We start from the raw sequence: 16,256 nt of genomic DNA on the forward strand, positions 1-16,256 counted from the left end.
CGCATGCTGCGCACGACACTCGCGGGCCTGCGGCTGCACACCTCCCGCTACGTGACGACGGTCCTGGCGATCCTGCTCGGCGTCATGTTCGTCTCCGGGACCATGGTGTTCGCCGACACGCTGAACGCCAACTACGAGGAGTCCGTGATGGGCTCCGCCGGTTCCGTCGACGCCATCGCCACACCCGCCGAGGCGGAGACGGGCGAGGACGGCGCGCACGCCGGGCCCGAGCCGCTGACCGCTGACGACCTGGCGGGGATCCGTGCCCTGCCCGAGGTCGCCGAAGCCGACGGCCTGGTCCGTGGACAGGCCGTCCTGCTGGACGCGGACGGCCGTGCGCTCGGATTCACGCCGCCCGCCGCGGTCTCCATCGAGGGCGCCAGCCGGTTCGACGCCGGGCGGGGCGAACTCCCCTCGACCGGTGACGAGATCGCCCTGGCCACCTCCACGGCCGAGCAGTCCGGGTTCGGCGTCGGGGACACCGTGACCGTGCTCGGCCCCGACCGGGAGGAGCACGAGTTCGAGGTCACCGGCCTGGTGAACTTCGGAGTCGACCCCAGCTTCGGCATCAGCGGCGCCGTGGTCTTCGCTCCCGACACCGTCGAGGAGATGACCGGGGCGACGGGCTACTCCGAGATCGACGCGATCGCCGCCGAGGGCTATACCGACGAGCAGGTCGCCGACGCGGTCTCCGGTGTGCTGGGCTCCTCCGCCGACGTCTCGACCGGCGAGGAGTACGGCCTGGAGATGGCCGAGGGCGTCGGCGCCCAGACCGAGATCTTCCGCGTCGCGCTGCTGCTGTTCGCGTTCATCGCGATGTTCGTCGCGGGGATCGTCATCTACAACACCTTCGCCATCCTCATCGCCCAACGCCAGCGCGAACTGGCGCTGCTGCGGTGCGTGGGCGCCAAGCGCTCGCAGGTCTTCCGCTCGGTGCTGCTGGAGTCCGCGGTCGTGGGCCTGGTCGCCTCGGCCCTGGGCGTCCTGGCGGGCGTGGGCATCGGTGTCGCCGGAGCGGCCCTCGCGGCGCCGGCGATGGGCGCCGACGGCGGGGTCCCCGTGGTCGTCACCCAGGCCGCGGTGCTGACCGGACTGGGCGTGGGCACGGTCGTCACGGTGCTCTCCGCGATGGTCCCCGCCCTGCGCGCCACCCGTGTGGCCCCGCTGGCGGCACTGCGCACCAGTACCACCGCCTCCGGGATCGAGAAGGGCACCGGCTGGTTCCGCGTCGTGTTCGGTCTGGTGACCTTCGCCGTCGCCGGCGGGCTCGTCGCCCTGACCCAGATCTCCGGTCCGACCCAGATGGGCCTGGTCGTCGTGACGGCCGCCGCCCTGGTCTCGTTCACGGGCGTCGTGGTGCTGGGGCCGCTGCTCGTGCGCTGGATCGTGCGCCTGGTCGGCCTGCCCCTGCGTCGGGTCGGCGTGGCGAGCATGCTCGCCGTGGACAACTCCGTCCGCAGCCCGCGCCGCGCCGCCACCGCGATGATCGCCCTGACGGTGGGCGCCACGCTCATCACCGGCTACTCCGTCGTCAGCGCCTCGACAGAGTCGACCCTGAACCGGATGCTGGAGGAGCAGTTCCCGGTCGACTACCAGATCACCCCGCAGTTCTCCATGGAGGAGCCGACCGGCGCCCAGGACGCCTCGACCGCCGAGGGCGGGGACGACGCCGCGTCCGCCCCCGGGGAGGGTGCGGACGCGGTCGCCGACACCGGCACACCCGAGTTCGGCTTCGTTCCCGAACAGGTCCGCCGCGACCTGGAGGACGAGCCGAGTGTCGGAGCGGTGTTCGGGCAGCGCGGCGGCTACGTGGAGGACGAGGAACACGGGCTCATCAGCCTGGTGGCCTTCACCGGCGCGCGGATGGGCGTCGACCTGGCCATGGGCACCGTCGAGGGCGACCTGTCCGACGCGGGGCCAGGCCGGATCGCGCTCGTGGAGGGCCACGCGGACGGCGTGCGCGTGGGTGACACCTACACCCTGGCCAACGGGGACGCCGTGGTCGACCTGGAGGTGGCGGCGATCGTCGAGCCCGGGGCGCAGGTCTTCCACGGCTACCTCCACGAGGACGACCTCGCCGCCCTGTTTCCCGACGTGACCCGGGACGAGGCCGTGCTGGTCCGCGGGGCCCAGGACGCCGACCCGGCCGAGCTGCGGGAGGCGGTCTACGGCGCGGTCGAGGACGACCCCACGCTCCAGGTCATGTCCGTGGCCGAGATCAAGGAGCAGTTCTCGGACATCATGGACATCGCCTTCTACACCATCACGGCGATGCTGGGTCTGGCGATCGTCATCGCGGTGTTCGGCATCTCCAACACGATGGCGCTGTCGGTGCTGGAGCGCACCCGTGAGTCCGCGCTGCTGCGGGCGCTGGGTCTGGCCCGGGGCCAGCTGCGCCGGATGCTCAGCGTGGAGGCCGTGCTGCTGTGCCTGATCGGCGCGGGGATCGGCATCGTCCTGGGCGTGGTGTTCGGCTGGGCCGCCGCCGCCTCGGTGCTGCCGGGCCTGGTGTTCAGCCTCCCGGCCGGTCAGATCGCCGTGTTCATCGCGGTCGCCGTCCTGGCCGGACTGCTCGCCTCGATCCTCCCGGGTCGGCGGGCGGCGGGCACCTCGATCACCGGAGCGCTGGCCAGCGAGTGACGCCCCCGGCGCCGCGGCCCTGACGGGCACGTGACACGCGGCGCGGTCGCCCGCTCCGGTGGGGGGCCGCGCCGCGTATGTTGTGGATCGGAGGTGCGTGGTGCGAGCTTCGATCCCGGTCGCGGCGGGCGCGGTGGCGTGGGGAACCCCCACGGCCCGCTGGACGCTGGCGGCCACGGTCCTCGGTTCGGGGATGGCGTTCCTGGACTCCACCGTGGTGACGGTGGCCCTGCCCGCCATGGAGGACGAACTGGACACCGGGCTGTCCGGCCTTCAGTGGATCGTCAACGGGTACCTGGTCACGCTGTCGGCGCTCATCCTGCTCAGCGGCTCCCTGGCCGACCGGTTCGGCCGGGTGCGGCTGTTCATGGTCGGCGTGGCGGTGTTCGCGGCGGCCTCGGCGCTGTGCGTGTTCGCGCCGACACTGGAGTGGCTGGTCGCGGGGCGGGTCCTGCAGGGGGTCGGCGGGGCGCTGCTGACCCCGGGGAGCCTGGCGATCCTCCAGGCGGGCTTTCGCGAGGAGGACCGGGCACGCGCGATCGGCGCGTGGTCGGGGCTGACGGGCGTGGCGGCGGCGGTGGGACCGTTCGTGGGCGGCTGGTTGGTGCAGGTCGGCGACTGGCGGCTGATCTTCCTCATCAACCTGCCACTGGCCGTGGCCGTCCTGGTGATCACCTGGTGGCGGGTGCCGGAGTCGCGGGACGAGTCGGCCGCGCGCCGCATGGACTACCCGGGCGCGCTGCTGGGCGTGGTGGCCCTGGGCGGGATCACCTACGCCCTGATCCAGTGGGGCGCGGTGGGCGGCACGCCGGCCGTCTGGACCGGTGCGGTTGTCGGGGTGCTGGCGCTGGCCGCGTTCGTGCTCGTGGAACGGGCGAGCGCCGCGCCGATGCTCCCGCCGGGGATCTTCGCCTCCCCCGCCTTCACGGTGACCAACGTCGCCACCGTCCTCGTCTACGGGTCGCTCGGCCCGCTCTTCTTCCTCCTGGTGATCTACCTGCAGGAGGTGGGCGGCTACACGCCGGTCGCGGCGGGCGCGGCCTCCCTGCCGATCACCGCGCTCATGCTGGCGCTGTCCGCGCGCTCGGGGAGGTTGGCCGCGCGGATCGGACCACGTCCGCAGTTGGTCGTCGGTCCGCTGCTGCTGGCGGGCGGGTTCCTGCTGCTGTCCCGGCTGGATCCCGGGGACTCCTACGTCGGCGGGGTCCTGCCGGGGGTGCTGCTGGTCGCGTTGGGCCTGTCCGCGGCCGTGGCGCCGCTGACCGCGACCGTGCTGGCGTCGGCCCCGCAACGGCAGGCGGGTCTGGCCTCGGGCGTGAACAACACCTTCGCCCGGGGCGCACAGCTGATCGGGGTGGCGGGGGTCCCGGTCGTGGTGGGGATCGGCGGCACGGGCGGTGGAGCCGGGGGCTTGGAGGCGGGGGCGGAGACCGTCGCCAGGGGGTTCGGGCCGGCGATGCTGCTGCTGGCGGGAGCGTGCGCCCTGGCCGCGCTGTGCGCCGCCGCGCTGCCGCGCGGGAGGATGCCGGGCCCCGCGGAGGCGCCCGTCGAGGAGGAGGTCGCCGAAGCGCCGCGCCCCGTCGGGAAGGGGCGCGCGACGCGGTTCTGCGGGGTGTCGGGGCCGCCGATGCGCGCGTGTCCGGGCTCCAGCGCCGGTGGAGCGCGCCAGACGGGACGGGAGGGCTCGGTCTGACCCGACGGGGGTCCTCGCCCTCCTGCTCGTCCGCGTACCCGGTGGACGCCGCTGACGGACGTGGGGTCACACGTCGGAATCGGGCGCGGCGTCGGGTTCGGCCGCGATGTCGGACTCCGGGACCACGCTCACCGCGTCCTCCTCCGCGCTGCGCTGGGTGCCCCACCGCTGGTGCGGGACGACCGGCCGCCGTTCGGCGCGCACCTCCTGGGTGATCCCCCACTCACCACGGCTGTCGTCGTCCACGAAATCGTAGCCGAGGATGTTGAAGTCGGGGTCGATCGTACGCTCGCACTCGGCGATCTCGGTCTCCTGCGGGTCGTCCCCCAGGTCCGCGTCGACGTCATAGGGTAGTTCGCTCACTGCGGCCCCCTCCTTCCCCGTTGCCCCCGATGATCGCAGGTCCGGGCGGACAAGGGAAGAACCGGCTCCGACCGGGGTCAGCCGCGCGGGCGTTCGGCCCGGCGCAGGCGCAGCGGGCGCAGGGCCGCCTCCAGGGCGACCGCCCCGTCCAGTTTGCTCTCCCCCACGACGCGGTCCTCGAAGTGGATGGGGATCTCCATCATCTTCTGGCCGCGCCGGAAGGCCCGGTAGTGCATCTCGATCTGGAACGCGTAGCCGGTGCTCTGGATACTGGGCAGGTCGAGCACGCGCAGGGTCGAGGCCCGCCAGATCTTGAAGCCCGCGGTGATGTCGCGGATCGGCATGGACAGCACGGTCTTGACGTAGGCGTTGGCCCACCCGCTCAGCAGGCGGCGTCCGGTCCCCCAGTTCTCGGAGAGGCTTCCCCCCGGGACGTAGCGGCTGCCGATGACCACGTCGGAGTTGGTGGACAGCAGGGCGCCGAGCAACTGGGGCACGTAGCCCGCGGGGTGGCTGAGGTCGGCGTCCATCTGGACCACGAGGTCCGCGCCGTCGTCGAGGGCGCGGACCATGCCCGCGACGTAGGCGCGGCCGAGCCCGTCCTTGCGGGTGCGGTGCACGACGGCGAGCCGCCCGGGGTGCTCGACGGCGAGTTTGTCGGCGACCTCGCCGGTGCCGTCCGGCGAGTTGTCGTCCACGACCACGATCCCGAGGTTCGGCAGTCCGAGCGCCATCAGCCGGCCGACCAGGACCGGGAGGTTGGCCGCCTCGTTGTAGGTGGGCACCACCACGGTCAGGCGCGACTGCGACCAGGGTTCGGGCAGGGCGACGGGCGTGGGGACGACACGCGCCGGGACGGACCCGGCCTGCTCGGGCTGTGTCGGCTTGGAGGGCATGTGCGGCGGCTCCTGCGTGTGGACGGCGATGCGGGGGGCGGTGGTCGAGCGGGATGCGCCCAGGATCACGCATAGGGCGCCAACGGCACAAGCGTGCGTGAACGGAAGGGTACGCGTTCTTTCGGCTCTCCGACGGCAGCGCCCGGTCAGTCCCCCCTCTCCCCCGCGACCACGGCGACGTGGACGAGGGCCCCGACCTCCTCCAGGGTCATGAGCACCTCCGGGTCGCGCCGGCGTCGGTGACCAGGTGGGCGATCTCCTCGGGGCCGACCGTGGGCACCATGGTGTCGGTGCCGATCTTGGTGTGGTCGGCCAGTACCACCGTCTCCTCCGCGCACGCCGCCAGGGCCCGGTCCACGCTGGCCACGGCCGGGTTGGGGGTGCTCAGCCCGCGGTCCGCGCTGACCCCGTTGCCCGTCAGGAACGCCCGGGTGACGCGCAGTCCGGAGAGTGTCTGCTCGGCCGCGGCGCCGACCAGGGCGCGGATGGGGCCGTGCAGGGTTCCGCCCGTCATCACGACCTCGACCCCGGCGGCCCCGGCCAGGGCCTCGGCCACACGCAGGGAGTTGGTGACGACGGTCAGTTCGGTCCGGGTGAGCAGTTCTCGGGCCAGGGCCTCGGTGGTGGTGCCGGGGCCGACGGCGATCGCCTCGCCGGGCCGCACGAGCCGGGCGGCGGAGGCGGCGATGGCCGCCTTCTCCGCGGCGCACTGTCCGCTGCGACCCGAGTAGCTCTGTTCGTGACCGATGCGCCCCGGGAGCGCGGCGCCGCCGCGCCGCCGGTCGACCAGTCCCTCGGCCTCCAGCGCGCGCACGTCGCGGCGGACGGTGACCTCGGAGGCGCCCACCCGGGCGGCCAGGTCACGCAGGGACAGGGTGCCGTGGGCGCGGACGAGTTCGAGGATGCGGTCCCTGCGTTCGGCGGCGAACGCCGGCCGGCTCTCCTCGGCCATGGACGTGACCCCTCCCCGTACCGGTGACAGCACGGGCGGTCCCGCGCGTCCCTAGAGTACGGACCTGTCCTGGGAGGGGGGAACGTCCGCGTCGGCCCCGTCCAGGAGGAGGGTCACGACGAGGACCGCGGACAGGGCCACCAGGCCGATGACCGCTCCCGCTCCGAACATCACCACGACGGACATACGGGCCTCCCAGGGGGACGGGCTGACCTGCCATCTACCGGATTCCCGTTTTCGGTCGCGCTCACACCCTCCGTCCGCCGCAACTCGGGGGTCGCCCGTCCCCCGCGTTTCCCACGGCGGGAGGGAACTCGTTCCGGGAGCGCCCTTCCTTCGGGGAGAGGAGCAGTCAAAATGGGCGTATGACCCTCGGTTCCACCCTCACGCCCCTGACGTCCACGGTGTGGTGGGCGCACACCTCCGACGCGTCCGACCGGCTCCTGCGCCTGTTGGACGGGACGGAGCGCGCCCGCAACGACCGGCTCCGGCACCAGGCCGACCGCGACCGCCACCTGCTCGGCAGGGCAATGGCCCGACTGGCCCTGGCCCAGCTGGCGCAGTGCCCGCCCGAGGAGGTGACCTTCGACCTGGTCTGCCGTTCGTGCGAGGAGAAGTCGCGCACGGGCGCGGACCCGGGTGAGCGCGGACCGCACGGCAAGCCCGTGCCGTCCGGTCCGGCGCACGGCTGGGAGGTGTCGGTCAGCCACTCGGGTGAGTGGGTGGTGCTGGCGGTCGCCGAGGGGACGCCGGTCGGGGTGGACGTCGAACAGGTGTCGGCGGCGCGCGACCTGGACGGGCTGGTCGGCTACACGTTGGCGGACACGGAGCGCTCGGTGTGGGACGCGCTGCCGCCGTTGGAGCGGATCGGCGCGTTCTTCGGTTATTGGGCACGTAAGGAGGCCCTGCTCAAGGCGACCGGGCTGGGGTTGTCGGGCGGCTGCGGCGGGTGGCGGTCAGCCCGCCGCACGCCGAGGCCCGGTTGGAGTCCTGGTCAGGTGGCGGCGCCCCGGAGGCGGCCTGGCTGACCGACCTGGACCGGGACTCCGACTACCGCGCCGCGTTGGCTGTGCTCACCGACCGGCCCGTGCGGACGGTGGTCCGCCCGCACGGGGACACGGTGGCGCTCCTGCGGTCCTGACCGACGGTCACACGCCGCGGGCGAGATCGCGGCTGATCACCAGGCGCTGGATCTGGTTGGTGCCCTCGACGATCTGGAGGACCTTGGCCTCGCGCATGTAGCGCTCGACGGGGAAGTCGCGGGTGTAGCCGTAGCCGCCGAGGATCTGGACGCGTCGGTGGTGACCCGCATGGCGGTGTCGGTGGCCATGAGCTTGGCCATCGCCGCCCGGGTGGCGAAGGGGCGGCCGGCGTCGCGGAGCCGGGCCGCGGCCAGGTAGAGCTCGCGGGAGGCGGCGATCTGGGTGGCCATGTCGGCGAGCATGAAGCCCACGCCCTGGAAGTCGCCGATGGCCTGACCGAACTGGCGGCGTTCGCGGGAGTAGGCGAGCGCCGTGTCCAGGGCGGCCTGGGCGAGGCCGACGGCGCACGCCGCGATGCCGAGGCGCCCGGAGTCCAGGGCCGCCAGGGCGATGCCGAAGCCGCGGTCGCGTTCGCCGACCAGGGCGTCGGGGCCGAGTTCGACGTCGTCGAACAGGACCCCGGCCGTGGGCGAGGAGGACATGCCCATCTTGTGCTCGGGGGCGGCCGCGCCGACCCCCGGGGTCGCGGCGGGGACGTGGAAGCAGCTGATGCCGCCCGTGCCGGACTCGGGGGAGCCGGTGCGGGCGAAGACGGCGTAGTAGTCGGCCAGACCGCCGTGGGTGATCCACGCCTTGGCGCCGTTGACGCGGAAGCCGTCCTCGACGGGTTCGGCGCGGGTGGTGAGGGCGGCCGCGTCGGAGCCGGAGCCGGACTCGGACAGGCAGTAGGCGCCGAGCAGGTCGCCGCCGACCATGCCGGGCAGGTGGGCGGCCTTCTGGTCGTCGGTGCCGAAGGCGGCCACGGGGTAGCAGGAGAGCGTGTGGACGCTCACGCCGAGCCCGACGCGAGCCAGCCGCGGGCGAGCTCCTCGACGACCTGGAGGTAGACCTCGTAGGGCTGGTCGCCGCCGCCGTACTCGCCGGGGTAGGGCAGGCCCAGCAGCCCGGCGGCGCCGAGCGTGCGAAAGACGTCCCGTGGGAAGGCGGCGTTCTCCTCGTCCTGGGCGGCACGGGAGACCAGCTCCTTGTCCGCGATCTCCCGCGTCAGCTCCAGGAGCTGCTCGGCCTCCGGTGTGTGCAGTGTGCGTTCGACCGCCATGAACCTCTCCCAGGGTTGCGGCGACCCACGAGAAATTTAATAGGTCGTCCAACTATATGGTGACGAACGGCACCCTATCCCACAAGGACCGCGCGAAGAACGTTCGGGACTGGACGGGCGCGACGGGGCGAGGAGATCGGCTTGACGCGGGGATGGTTCCACACACCCGCGGACGCACGTCTGTACACGAACCCTCCACTCGTCCTACATTCCACGCATGGACCTCGAACTCCGCCACCTGCGTACCCTCTGTCTCCTGGCCGACACCGGCAGCGTGACCAAGGCCGCCGCGGCCCTGTCGACGTCGCAGCCCGCGCTGACCACGCAGCTCCAGCGGATCGAGCGCGAGGTCGGCGGCCCCCTGTTCCACCGGGGGCGTTCGGGGGTGCGCCCCACCGAACTGGGCGAGTTCGTCCTGGTTCGAGCACGGTCGGTCCTGTTGTCCATGGACGACCTGATGCACGACATCACGGCGCGGCGCGCCTCCCCCACCACGATCAGGATCGGCGGCGTGGGGCCGTTGACGTTGGAGTTGTCGGCGCGGTTGCCCGAGGTCTTCCCCGACGCTCCCGTCCACGTGCGCACCGAGTACTCCCCCAAACTGGTGACCGACCTGGTCCGGGCCGGTCACCTGGACATGGGCACCACCGTCGACTACGTGGACCGCGACCTGCCCACAGACGGGCCGCTCGCGTGGGCGATGCTCGCCGTCGAGCCGCTCCACGTGGCGCTGTGGGAGGGCCACCCCGCGACCGACCAGCCGACGGTGCGCCTGGCCGACCTCGCCGACAGCCCGTGGGCGCTCACGCCTCCGGACGGGAGCGGCTGGCCGGAGTGTTTCTACCTGGCCTGCCAGCGGTCCGGGTTCACCCCGGACGTGCCCTTCCGCCTCTACGACCGCTCGGAGATCCACGACCTCATCGTCGAGCGCCGCGCGGTGGCCCCGTGCCAGTCCGACTTCGACTCCTCCGACGGTGTCGTCATCCGGCCCCTGGCCGGGGCCCCGGTCCAGCTGCGCCACCTCCTGGTCTGGCGGCGCGACAGCCCGGTGCACCAGGCCTCGGACCGCATCGCCCGGGCCGCGCGCGAACTGCTGGACCGCTCCCCGAAGTCGGTGGCGGCCGCACTGGCGGGCGCGACCGGAAGTAGGCCCTCAGCCGCGGGCCCGGGCGCGCAGCAAACCGCGCGCCCACGGCGCCACCGACCACGCGGCCATGCCCAGCCCCGCCAGGATCAGCGCGGCGGTCGCGATCCACTCGTGCGAGCCGTCGGGGTGGTACACGCGCGTGCGCGCACCGATGTCCACGGCGGCCGACACACTCCCCTCCTCGCAGGCGAAGTCGCCGCCGGAGAGGTAGACCCACTCGCGCTCCACCGACCCGTCGTCGGCCCTGTAGTCCCCGTAGCACGTGCAGGACACGTGCCCCAGGTGGTTCACGCAGTCCTGTGCGGCCGCCGTGAACCGGCCGGGGTCCCCGTCGGCGCGCAGCGCGCGGACACTGCGGTCCACGCTGCCCGCGCCCAGGTAGGCGAGGAACAGTCCGAGCACGAGGACCACCACCGGGAAGGCGCCCATCCTGCGGCGGGTCACGCGGCGACCCCGGACGGTTCCTCCTCGTCGGCGCAGTCGCACACCATCGCGTCCCGCTCGGCGGGCCCGGGCCGCGCGTGCAGGTACAGGGCGACCACCATCGGCGCGAAGACCAGGGTGTTGTACAGCAGGTGCAGCTCCACGCGCGGGATGAGCAGCTGGACGAGGCTGGTCGGATCCTCCCGGCCCGCCAGGTTGGCCCCGACCAGGGCCTGCACCAGCAACAGCAGGTGTTCGAGGTGGTGCCAGAGCTGGATGCCGAGCGAGATCCACCACCAGGTGCGCGAGCGCCCGGTGAAGCCGGGCAGCAGCAGGAACAGCCCCACGAGCATCACAAGGGCGTACCCGTAGTGCATCCACTCGGAGGTCACCAGCCAGGGGAAGGGGATGCCGAGCACGCCCCGGGCCTCGGCCACCGGCCAGTCCAGCGCGTAGATCTGCGCCGCCTGCGCCAGGTGCTCGGCCCAGTGCGCGAGGACGATCACCATGAAGACGCGCAGCCCGGTCCGGTGGCGGCGGGTGTTGAGCGCGTCGATTCCGCCGTGGCAGGCGCGGCGGGCGTTCTGTACCAGGGTCATCGGACACTCCCGGCGTCGGTGGTCGGACGTTGGCGCCATCGGGCGACCAGTGGCGCGGCCAGGACCACGACCGCGCGCAGTGCGCATCCGATGACCAGTGCGAAGAACAGGCCGAAGACGACGTGCCAGGTCACCAGCAGGCCGTAGACCGCCGCGACGGTCACCCCGAAGACCACCTGGTTGCGCCGTTTGTGGGGCGTGGTCCCGGGGTCGGTGATCATGTAGTTGGTGAACAGGATGAAGGCCAGTCCGGTCATCGGCAGCAGGGCCGCGACCAGCGCGTGGTCCAGCACCAGCCAGCGCACCACCGCCTGGCCGACGAACCCGCCGATCCAGCCGAGGATAAGCGGCCAGCGCCCGCTGAGCCGCACGTTGAGCATCGTCCCGGCCATGAGCACGCCCAGGGGCAGGAGCCAGTCCAGCGCTCCGGACGTGTTGTTGGTGAAGTGGTAGGGCGGAGCGATGCCCACCCACGGGAAGAGCACGAGGGTCACCGTGATACCGAAGTTGGAGGGGTTGAGGATGTGGCGTCTGCGGCCGTTGACGGGGATCCGTACCAGGTGTTTGCTCACCACCGCCACGGTGACCGCGAACAGGTAGGGCCACAGCGAGGCGTTGCCCCACAGCAGCATGGCGCACGCCAGCCCGGCGATGTGCGTGGGCAGCAGGTAGGTGACCAGCGCGCCCGGGCCGCCCGCGTAACCCGGGGCGCGTCCCTCGCGCGCGCGCCGAGGGACTCCAGGGCGAGGTCGACCGCGTACGCCACCAGCACGACGGCGATCGGTGTCAGGGGCGACTGCTCGAAGCCCAGGAGGAGGTGGCCCAGGACCGTGAAGACGGTGATGCTCGTGGCGAACATCCGCAGCGCCATCACCCGGGTGTCGACGGCGGGCCGCGTGGCCGCGTCGGACGGCGCGGGTGGTCGCGGGCCAGCGGCGGCGGGGCTGGGGCGGGGCCGGGGCCGGTGCTCCCGGGGCGGAGCCGCCGGGACGTGTGGTCGTCATCGAACTTCGGCTCCTCCGTCGTCCAGGTGGATGGTGTGGGTCCCGGGCTCCAGGTCCAGGTCGGCGGCGTGGGTTTGGCCGGAGGGGTCCCGCCAGCTCACGGTGACGGGCAGCGCGCCGCCGTCCGGGGCGGCCAGGTGCAGCGTGTCGGCGGAGACTCCGACGTGGCCGTTGGCGGGGAACAACTGCCGTGTCTGGTGGGGCTGACCGCCCTCGCGGACGGTGACCTCGGCGCCGACGGCCGGGCGCCACTCCCCCTCGGCCGCGGACGCCGGGACGAGCAGGCGCAGGACGATGCCGGGCGGGGCTTCGGAAGCGTCGTTGATCAGGACCTGGGAGTTCTCCCACTGGTTGGCGACCACCGCGTCCAGGAGACCGTCGCCGTTGACGTCGCCCATCGCGTACGCGCGGGAGACCGCGGGGGCGTCCAGGCCGAGCGACGGCGCCAGGTCGACGAACCGGCCTTCCTCGTCACGCGCCCAGAACGGGTTGTGCTCGTGGCCGGACAGGTCGTCCCCGGCCTGGAAGTTGGGCCACGCCCACGGATACCGCAGGAGCTGGTCGTTGCCCATGGCCAGTTCCTGGAGTTCGGCCCAGCGGTCGGTGTCGCCCTTGAGGAACCCGGTGGCCTGGACGAGTTCCTCGGTCCCGTCGTTGTCGAAGTCGCCCGCCTTGACGTCCCACGCCCAACCGCTGCGGGACATGGCGAGCTCCTCACTGCGCTGTTCGTAGGGGACATCACCGTCGAGGAGGTCCCCGCCGTCGCCGGTGGGCACGAACGCGAAGTTGCTCTCGTGGAGGGCGAAGGGGCTGGTGATGTTGCTCACCACCATGGTCGGCAGGTCGGCCCCGGCGTCGTAGGTGAAGGCGATCCCCATGCCCTTGTAGGAGCCGTTGCCGAGGACGCTCGACTTGGGCGTGGACATGTCGCGGTCGCCGCGCACGGCCTCCAGCGACACCTCGCCGGGCGTGGAGCGGTTGACCAGGAGGTGGTCGTTGCCGAAGTCGTTGGCCAGGTAGATGTCGGGCACGCCGTTGCCGGTGAGGTCCTGGAACCCGACGGCCAGGGTCCATGCGGTGCTCGCCCGCTCGGGCAGGGCGGTGCTGGCGTCGGCGATGTCGGGCGGGGTGTCGGGCTCGCCGGTCGGCGTGGTGAGCAGGAGGTGGTTGCGCCCGGCGTTGGCGGCCAGGCCCATGCCGTCCTGCATCTGCATCCGGGTCTCGTCGTGGGCGTCGGGGTCCAGGACGCGCGCGCGTCGGGGAAGTAGTTGCCGACCAGCACGTCCAGACCTCCGGAGCCGTCCACGTCGGCGACGTTGAGCGCGGTGGTGTTCCACACCTGCATGGGCTCGACGAGCTCGTGCGCGGTGAAGTCGGCTGCGCTCGGCGCTCCCCCGTCCGCGCCGGAGTTGAGGAACAGCACCGGGGAGCGGCCCCAGTAGTAGACGATGAGGTCGGTGTCGCCGTCCTCGTCGAGGTCGGCGGGCACGCACCCCATGGGCGCCATCGTGTGGTCGTAGGGGAGCCGTCGGGGAGCAGCTCGGCTGCGGGGTAGGCGTCGGCGCCGCTGCCCGGAACCGCGCGCAGGGTCACGCTGTCGTCCCGGGGGTCGACGAGGCAGGCGTCCGCCGGGCGGCCGGCGCCGCTCAGGTCGGTGAGGGCCACCCCGGCGCCGACCGCGGAGATCCAGGAGCGGAAGTGCTCCAGGTCCGGGGCGACGACGCGCTCGGTCCGGGCGTCGTCGGGGGCGGAGTTCAGGTCCAGGACGGCGAAGGAGAAGGGGTCGGCCAGCTCGGCGGCCTCCGCCCCGGTCGCGGACGGTCGAACGGTCATGGCCGCCAGGGCGCCCACGAGCACGGCGGCGATGGCGATTCTGGCCAGGCGGAACAACAACCGCATCAGCGTTCCTCGAAGGTGGGGGAGGTCGCGAGCGACCCGGGGCACAACGCCCATCGTGTGCGGGCGCCGAACCCCGTTCATCTTCAGGATTGCTCTGCGCCCCGAGGCACGCACGAAGCGCAAGGGAAGAGAAGCGGGCCCGCTCCGCCTCGCGATCCCATCTCGCCCACTATACTTTATTTAAAGATAGTAGAAGAAGCACATGCGGGTCCGCCCTGACGCGTGCGAACCCGCCATGAATCCATTGAGTGTGGCCTTTACATGGAAGTACTCGCATTCGGAAGTCAACTCGACGTCAGCGATCGCTCGTCCTCAGCTATATTAAATACTAGTATCGTGTGCTGTTAGTCGAACAACGACCGGGAGGCTTGGATGACCGCACCGCGCTTCGGCCCAGAGCCCGCCGAGGACATCCCCGCGTTCCCCCTGGCACGGAACTGCCCGTTCGCGCCTCCCGAGCCCTACGAACGGCGACGCGCCCGGACCCCCGTCTCCCGCGTCCGGATGCTCGGCGGCAACGACGCCTGGTTGGTCACCCGGCACGAGGACGTACGGCGCGTCCTGTCCGATCCGCGGACCAGCGCCGACCGGCGCGCACCCGGCTTTCCACGCTTCGCTCCCGCGACCGAGGCCCAACGCCGCGCGTCGTTCTTCCGACCTCCGCTGAACTGGCAGGACCCTCCCGAGCACACACGGACCCGGCCCTGGCTCATGCGGGACTTCACCGCCCGCCGAGCGGAGCTGATGCGCCCCCGGATCGCGGAGGTCGTCGACGCGTGCCTGGAGGACATGCTGAGCACGGGGCCTCCCCTGGACCTGGTCCGCCACCTGGCCGATCCCGTGCCCTCGCGGGTGATCTGCGGGATCCTCGGAGTCCCCTACGACGGCCACGAGCGGTTCGAGTCCGCGATCGCCGTGATGATGGACCGGACGGCCTCCGCCCCCCGGCGGGGCGGCGCGGCACGCGACGTCCGCTCACTCCTGGAGGCGGTCGTGGCCGACGCGGCGCGCGGCCGGGGCACGGGCCTCGTCGCCCGGCTCGTCGACGAGCAGGGCGCCGATGACCTGGACTCCGTGACCAGCTCCGCGTTCGTCCTCCTCGTCGCGGGACAGGTGACCACCTCCAACATGATCTCGCTCGGAACCCTGGCACTGCTGGAGCACCCCGACCAGCTCGCGCGGATGACGTCCGACCCCGAACGCGTGCCCGCCGCCGTGGAGGAGCTGCTGCGCTACTGCTCGATCGTGGAGGCCGCGACCGCGCGCACGGCGACCGCCGACACCGTGGTGGGCGGCGTGACGGTCAGGGCCGGCGAGGGGATCGTGCCGGTGGTGCAGACCGCCAACCGCGACCCCGACGTCTTCGAGCGCCCCCACGAGCTGGACATCGCCCGGCCCCCGCGAGCGCACCTGGCCTTCGGCCACGGACGCCACCGCTGCCTGGGCAGCGCACTGGCGCGCGTCGAGCTCCAGTGCGTGTTCGAGGCGCTCTTCCGGCGCATCCCGTCCCTGCGGGCGGCGGTCCCGCTGGACCGCGTGGCCTTCCGACGGGAGTCGAACATCTACGGCGTCCGGGAACTGCCCGTGACGTGGTGAACCGGCTCGCGAGAGCACCGTACGGACGAAAGGATGTCCATGAAGCGCAACGGTGGCACCGACCCCCGGGTCTTCCCGCACGACTCCGACCACGAACTGGAGATGCGCCGTCGACTGGCCAAACTCCTGGCCGACACGCCGATCCCCGAGGAGGAGCTGGTCGACGCCCTCCCGCTGTACATGCGCAGGCAGCAGGTGGCCGACCTGCTGTCCATGGACGCCCTGTACCGCATGGTGCTCGACGTTCCGGGCGTCATCATGGAGTTCGGGGTGCGCCACGGGCGGCACGTCGGCGCGTTCACCGCCCTGCGGGGGGTGTACGAGCCCCACAATCCGTTCAGGAGAGTGGTCGGGTTCGACACGTTCACCGGCTTTCCCGACGTCAGCGACGTGGACCGGGTGAGCCCGAGCGCCGTGGTGGGACGCTTCGCCCTGCCCGACGGCTACCCGGACCACCTGCGGGAGGTGATCGCCGCGCACGAGGAGGGCGACCACCTGCGGCACGTCAGCCGCAGGACGATCCTCGTGGAGGGGGACGTGCGGGAGACCCTGCCCCGCTACCTCGCCGACAATCCGCACACCGTCATCGCGCTGGCCTACTTCGACCTGGACGTGTACGAGCCCACCCGCGCCGCCCTGGAGCTGGTCCAGCCCTACCTGACCCGGGGCAGCGTGCTGGCGTTCGACGAGCTCGACCACCCCAAGTGGCCGGGCGAGAACCTGGCGATGCGCGAGACGCTCGG

11 protein-coding genes and 5 pseudogenes are annotated in these 16,256 nt (G+C 72.4%); 6 read left to right on the forward strand and 10 right to left on the reverse strand.

All coding sequences use genetic code 11. From position 1 onward, the window contains the following. The first annotated feature begins 3 nt into the window (after positions 1 to 3). Both BJF83_RS02705 and BJF83_RS02710 read left to right on the forward strand, forming a co-directional pair. Positions 4 to 2,640 carry an ABC transporter permease gene (locus BJF83_RS02705; RefSeq protein WP_075925051.1) on the forward strand — a complete coding sequence of 879 codons (2,637 nt, stop codon included), beginning with the start codon at positions 4 to 6 and terminating at the stop codon, positions 2,638 to 2,640. 193 nt (positions 2,641 to 2,833) lie between these two features. Further along, a complete protein-coding gene (locus tag BJF83_RS02710) occupies positions 2,834 to 4,333 on the forward strand; it encodes a DHA2 family efflux MFS transporter permease subunit (protein WP_083678392.1) in 1,500 nt (499 codons plus the stop codon). A gap of 66 nt (positions 4,334 to 4,399) precedes the next feature. Here the strand turns inward: BJF83_RS02710 and BJF83_RS02715 are convergent, their stop codons facing one another. The 4 genes and pseudogenes from BJF83_RS02715 to BJF83_RS28305 form a co-directional block, all read right to left on the reverse strand. After that, the gene (locus BJF83_RS02715; RefSeq protein WP_075925053.1) at positions 4,400 to 4,696 is read right to left on the reverse strand and encodes a hypothetical protein; all 297 of its coding nucleotides are present in this window, start codon (positions 4,694 to 4,696) and stop codon (positions 4,400 to 4,402) included. A gap of 77 nt (positions 4,697 to 4,773) precedes the next feature. After that, positions 4,774 to 5,592 (reverse strand): polyprenol monophosphomannose synthase, encoded by an 819-nt coding sequence (locus BJF83_RS02720; RefSeq protein ID WP_075925105.1) that lies wholly within the window; start codon positions 5,590 to 5,592, stop codon positions 4,774 to 4,776. A gap of 146 nt (positions 5,593 to 5,738) precedes the next feature. Next, positions 5,739 to 6,544: pseudogene (locus tag BJF83_RS02725) on the reverse strand (DeoR/GlpR family DNA-binding transcription regulator). A 51-nt stretch (positions 6,545 to 6,595) separates the two neighbouring features. Next, a complete protein-coding gene (locus BJF83_RS28305) occupies positions 6,596 to 6,730 on the reverse strand; it encodes a hypothetical protein (RefSeq protein WP_262391257.1) in 135 nt (44 codons plus the stop codon). Between the two features lie 179 nt (positions 6,731 to 6,909). Between BJF83_RS28305 and BJF83_RS02730 the strand changes: the two are divergent. After that, positions 6,910 to 7,685: pseudogene (locus BJF83_RS02730) on the forward strand (4'-phosphopantetheinyl transferase family protein). A 7-nt stretch (positions 7,686 to 7,692) separates the two neighbouring features. Here the strand turns inward: BJF83_RS02730 and BJF83_RS02735 are convergent. Continuing rightward, positions 7,693 to 8,845 (reverse strand): annotated as a pseudogene (locus BJF83_RS02735) (acyl-CoA dehydrogenase family protein). Positions 8,846 to 9,062: 217 nt separating this feature from the next. On the opposite strand from BJF83_RS02735, the pseudogene BJF83_RS02740 reads away from it, so the two are divergent. Then, positions 9,063 to 9,947, forward strand: a pseudogene (locus BJF83_RS02740) (LysR family transcriptional regulator); the annotation flags it as partial. Positions 9,948 to 9,998: 51 nt separating this feature from the next. Here the strand turns inward: BJF83_RS02740 and BJF83_RS27770 are convergent. From BJF83_RS27770 to BJF83_RS28310, 5 genes are all read right to left on the reverse strand, one after another. Further along, positions 9,999 to 10,436 carry a hypothetical protein gene (locus BJF83_RS27770; protein WP_187347074.1) on the reverse strand — a complete coding sequence of 146 codons (438 nt, stop codon included), beginning with the start codon at positions 10,434 to 10,436 and terminating at the stop codon, positions 9,999 to 10,001. Next, complete coding sequence (locus tag BJF83_RS02745; protein WP_075925054.1) at positions 10,433 to 11,014, reverse strand: hypothetical protein; 582 nt, start codon at positions 11,012 to 11,014, stop codon at positions 10,433 to 10,435. The genes BJF83_RS27770 and BJF83_RS02745 overlap by 4 nt, the downstream gene beginning before the upstream one ends. Further along, positions 11,011 to 11,646: an enediyne biosynthesis protein UnbU gene (locus BJF83_RS02750; protein ID WP_187347070.1), complete on the reverse strand. Its 636-nt coding sequence runs from the start codon at positions 11,644 to 11,646 to the stop codon at positions 11,011 to 11,013. The genes BJF83_RS02745 and BJF83_RS02750 overlap by 4 nt, the downstream gene beginning before the upstream one ends. Beyond that, a complete protein-coding gene (locus BJF83_RS27775) occupies positions 11,583 to 11,885 on the reverse strand; it encodes a hypothetical protein (RefSeq protein ID WP_187347071.1) in 303 nt (100 codons plus the stop codon). Before BJF83_RS27775 ends, BJF83_RS02750 begins: the two co-directional genes overlap by 64 nt. 129 nt (positions 11,886 to 12,014) lie before the next feature. Next, a complete protein-coding gene (locus tag BJF83_RS28310) occupies positions 12,015 to 13,232 on the reverse strand; it encodes an ASPIC/UnbV domain-containing protein (protein ID WP_262391258.1) in 1,218 nt (405 codons plus the stop codon). Positions 13,233 to 14,289: 1,057 nt separating this feature from the next. On the opposite strand from BJF83_RS28310, the gene BJF83_RS02760 reads away from it, so the two are divergent. After that, positions 14,290 to 15,513, forward strand: coding sequence for a cytochrome P450 (locus tag BJF83_RS02760; protein WP_075925055.1), 1,224 nt, complete (start codon positions 14,290 to 14,292; stop codon positions 15,511 to 15,513). A gap of 258 nt (positions 15,514 to 15,771) precedes the next feature. Then, positions 15,772 to 16,191, forward strand: a pseudogene (locus tag BJF83_RS30795) (class I SAM-dependent methyltransferase); the annotation flags it as partial. Between the last annotated feature and the right edge of the window lie 65 nt (positions 16,192 to 16,256).

Source organism: Nocardiopsis sp. CNR-923 (genome assembly GCF_001942255.1).
Taxonomy (GTDB): domain Bacteria; phylum Actinomycetota; class Actinomycetes; order Streptosporangiales; family Streptosporangiaceae; genus Nocardiopsis.

Excerpts from the sequence above, each read along its gene's own strand:
- BJF83_RS02705 (WP_075925051.1), top strand. The coding sequence starts at position 4 with ATGCTGCGCACGACACTCGCGGGCCTGCGGCTGCACACCTCCCGCTAC.
- BJF83_RS02710 (WP_083678392.1), top strand. The coding sequence starts at position 2,834 with ATGGCGTTCCTGGACTCCACCGTGGTGACGGTGGCCCTGCCCGCCATG.
- BJF83_RS02720 (WP_075925105.1), bottom strand. The coding sequence starts at position 5,592 with ATGCCCTCCAAGCCGACACAGCCCGAGCAGGCCGGGTCCGTCCCGGCG.
- BJF83_RS28305 (WP_262391257.1), bottom strand. The coding sequence starts at position 6,730 with ATGTCCGTCGTGGTGATGTTCGGAGCGGGAGCGGTCATCGGCCTGGTG.
- BJF83_RS02745 (WP_075925054.1), bottom strand. The coding sequence starts at position 11,014 with ATGACCCTGGTACAGAACGCCCGCCGCGCCTGCCACGGCGGAATCGAC.
- BJF83_RS02750 (WP_187347070.1), bottom strand. The coding sequence starts at position 11,646 with ATGCTGCTGTGGGGCAACGCCTCGCTGTGGCCCTACCTGTTCGCGGTC.
- BJF83_RS27775 (WP_187347071.1), bottom strand. The coding sequence starts at position 11,885 with ATGGCGCTGCGGATGTTCGCCACGAGCATCACCGTCTTCACGGTCCTG.
- BJF83_RS28310 (WP_262391258.1), bottom strand. The coding sequence starts at position 13,232 with ATGCAGATGCAGGACGGCATGGGCCTGGCCGCCAACGCCGGGCGCAAC.
- BJF83_RS02760 (WP_075925055.1), top strand. The coding sequence starts at position 14,290 with ATGACCGCACCGCGCTTCGGCCCAGAGCCCGCCGAGGACATCCCCGCG.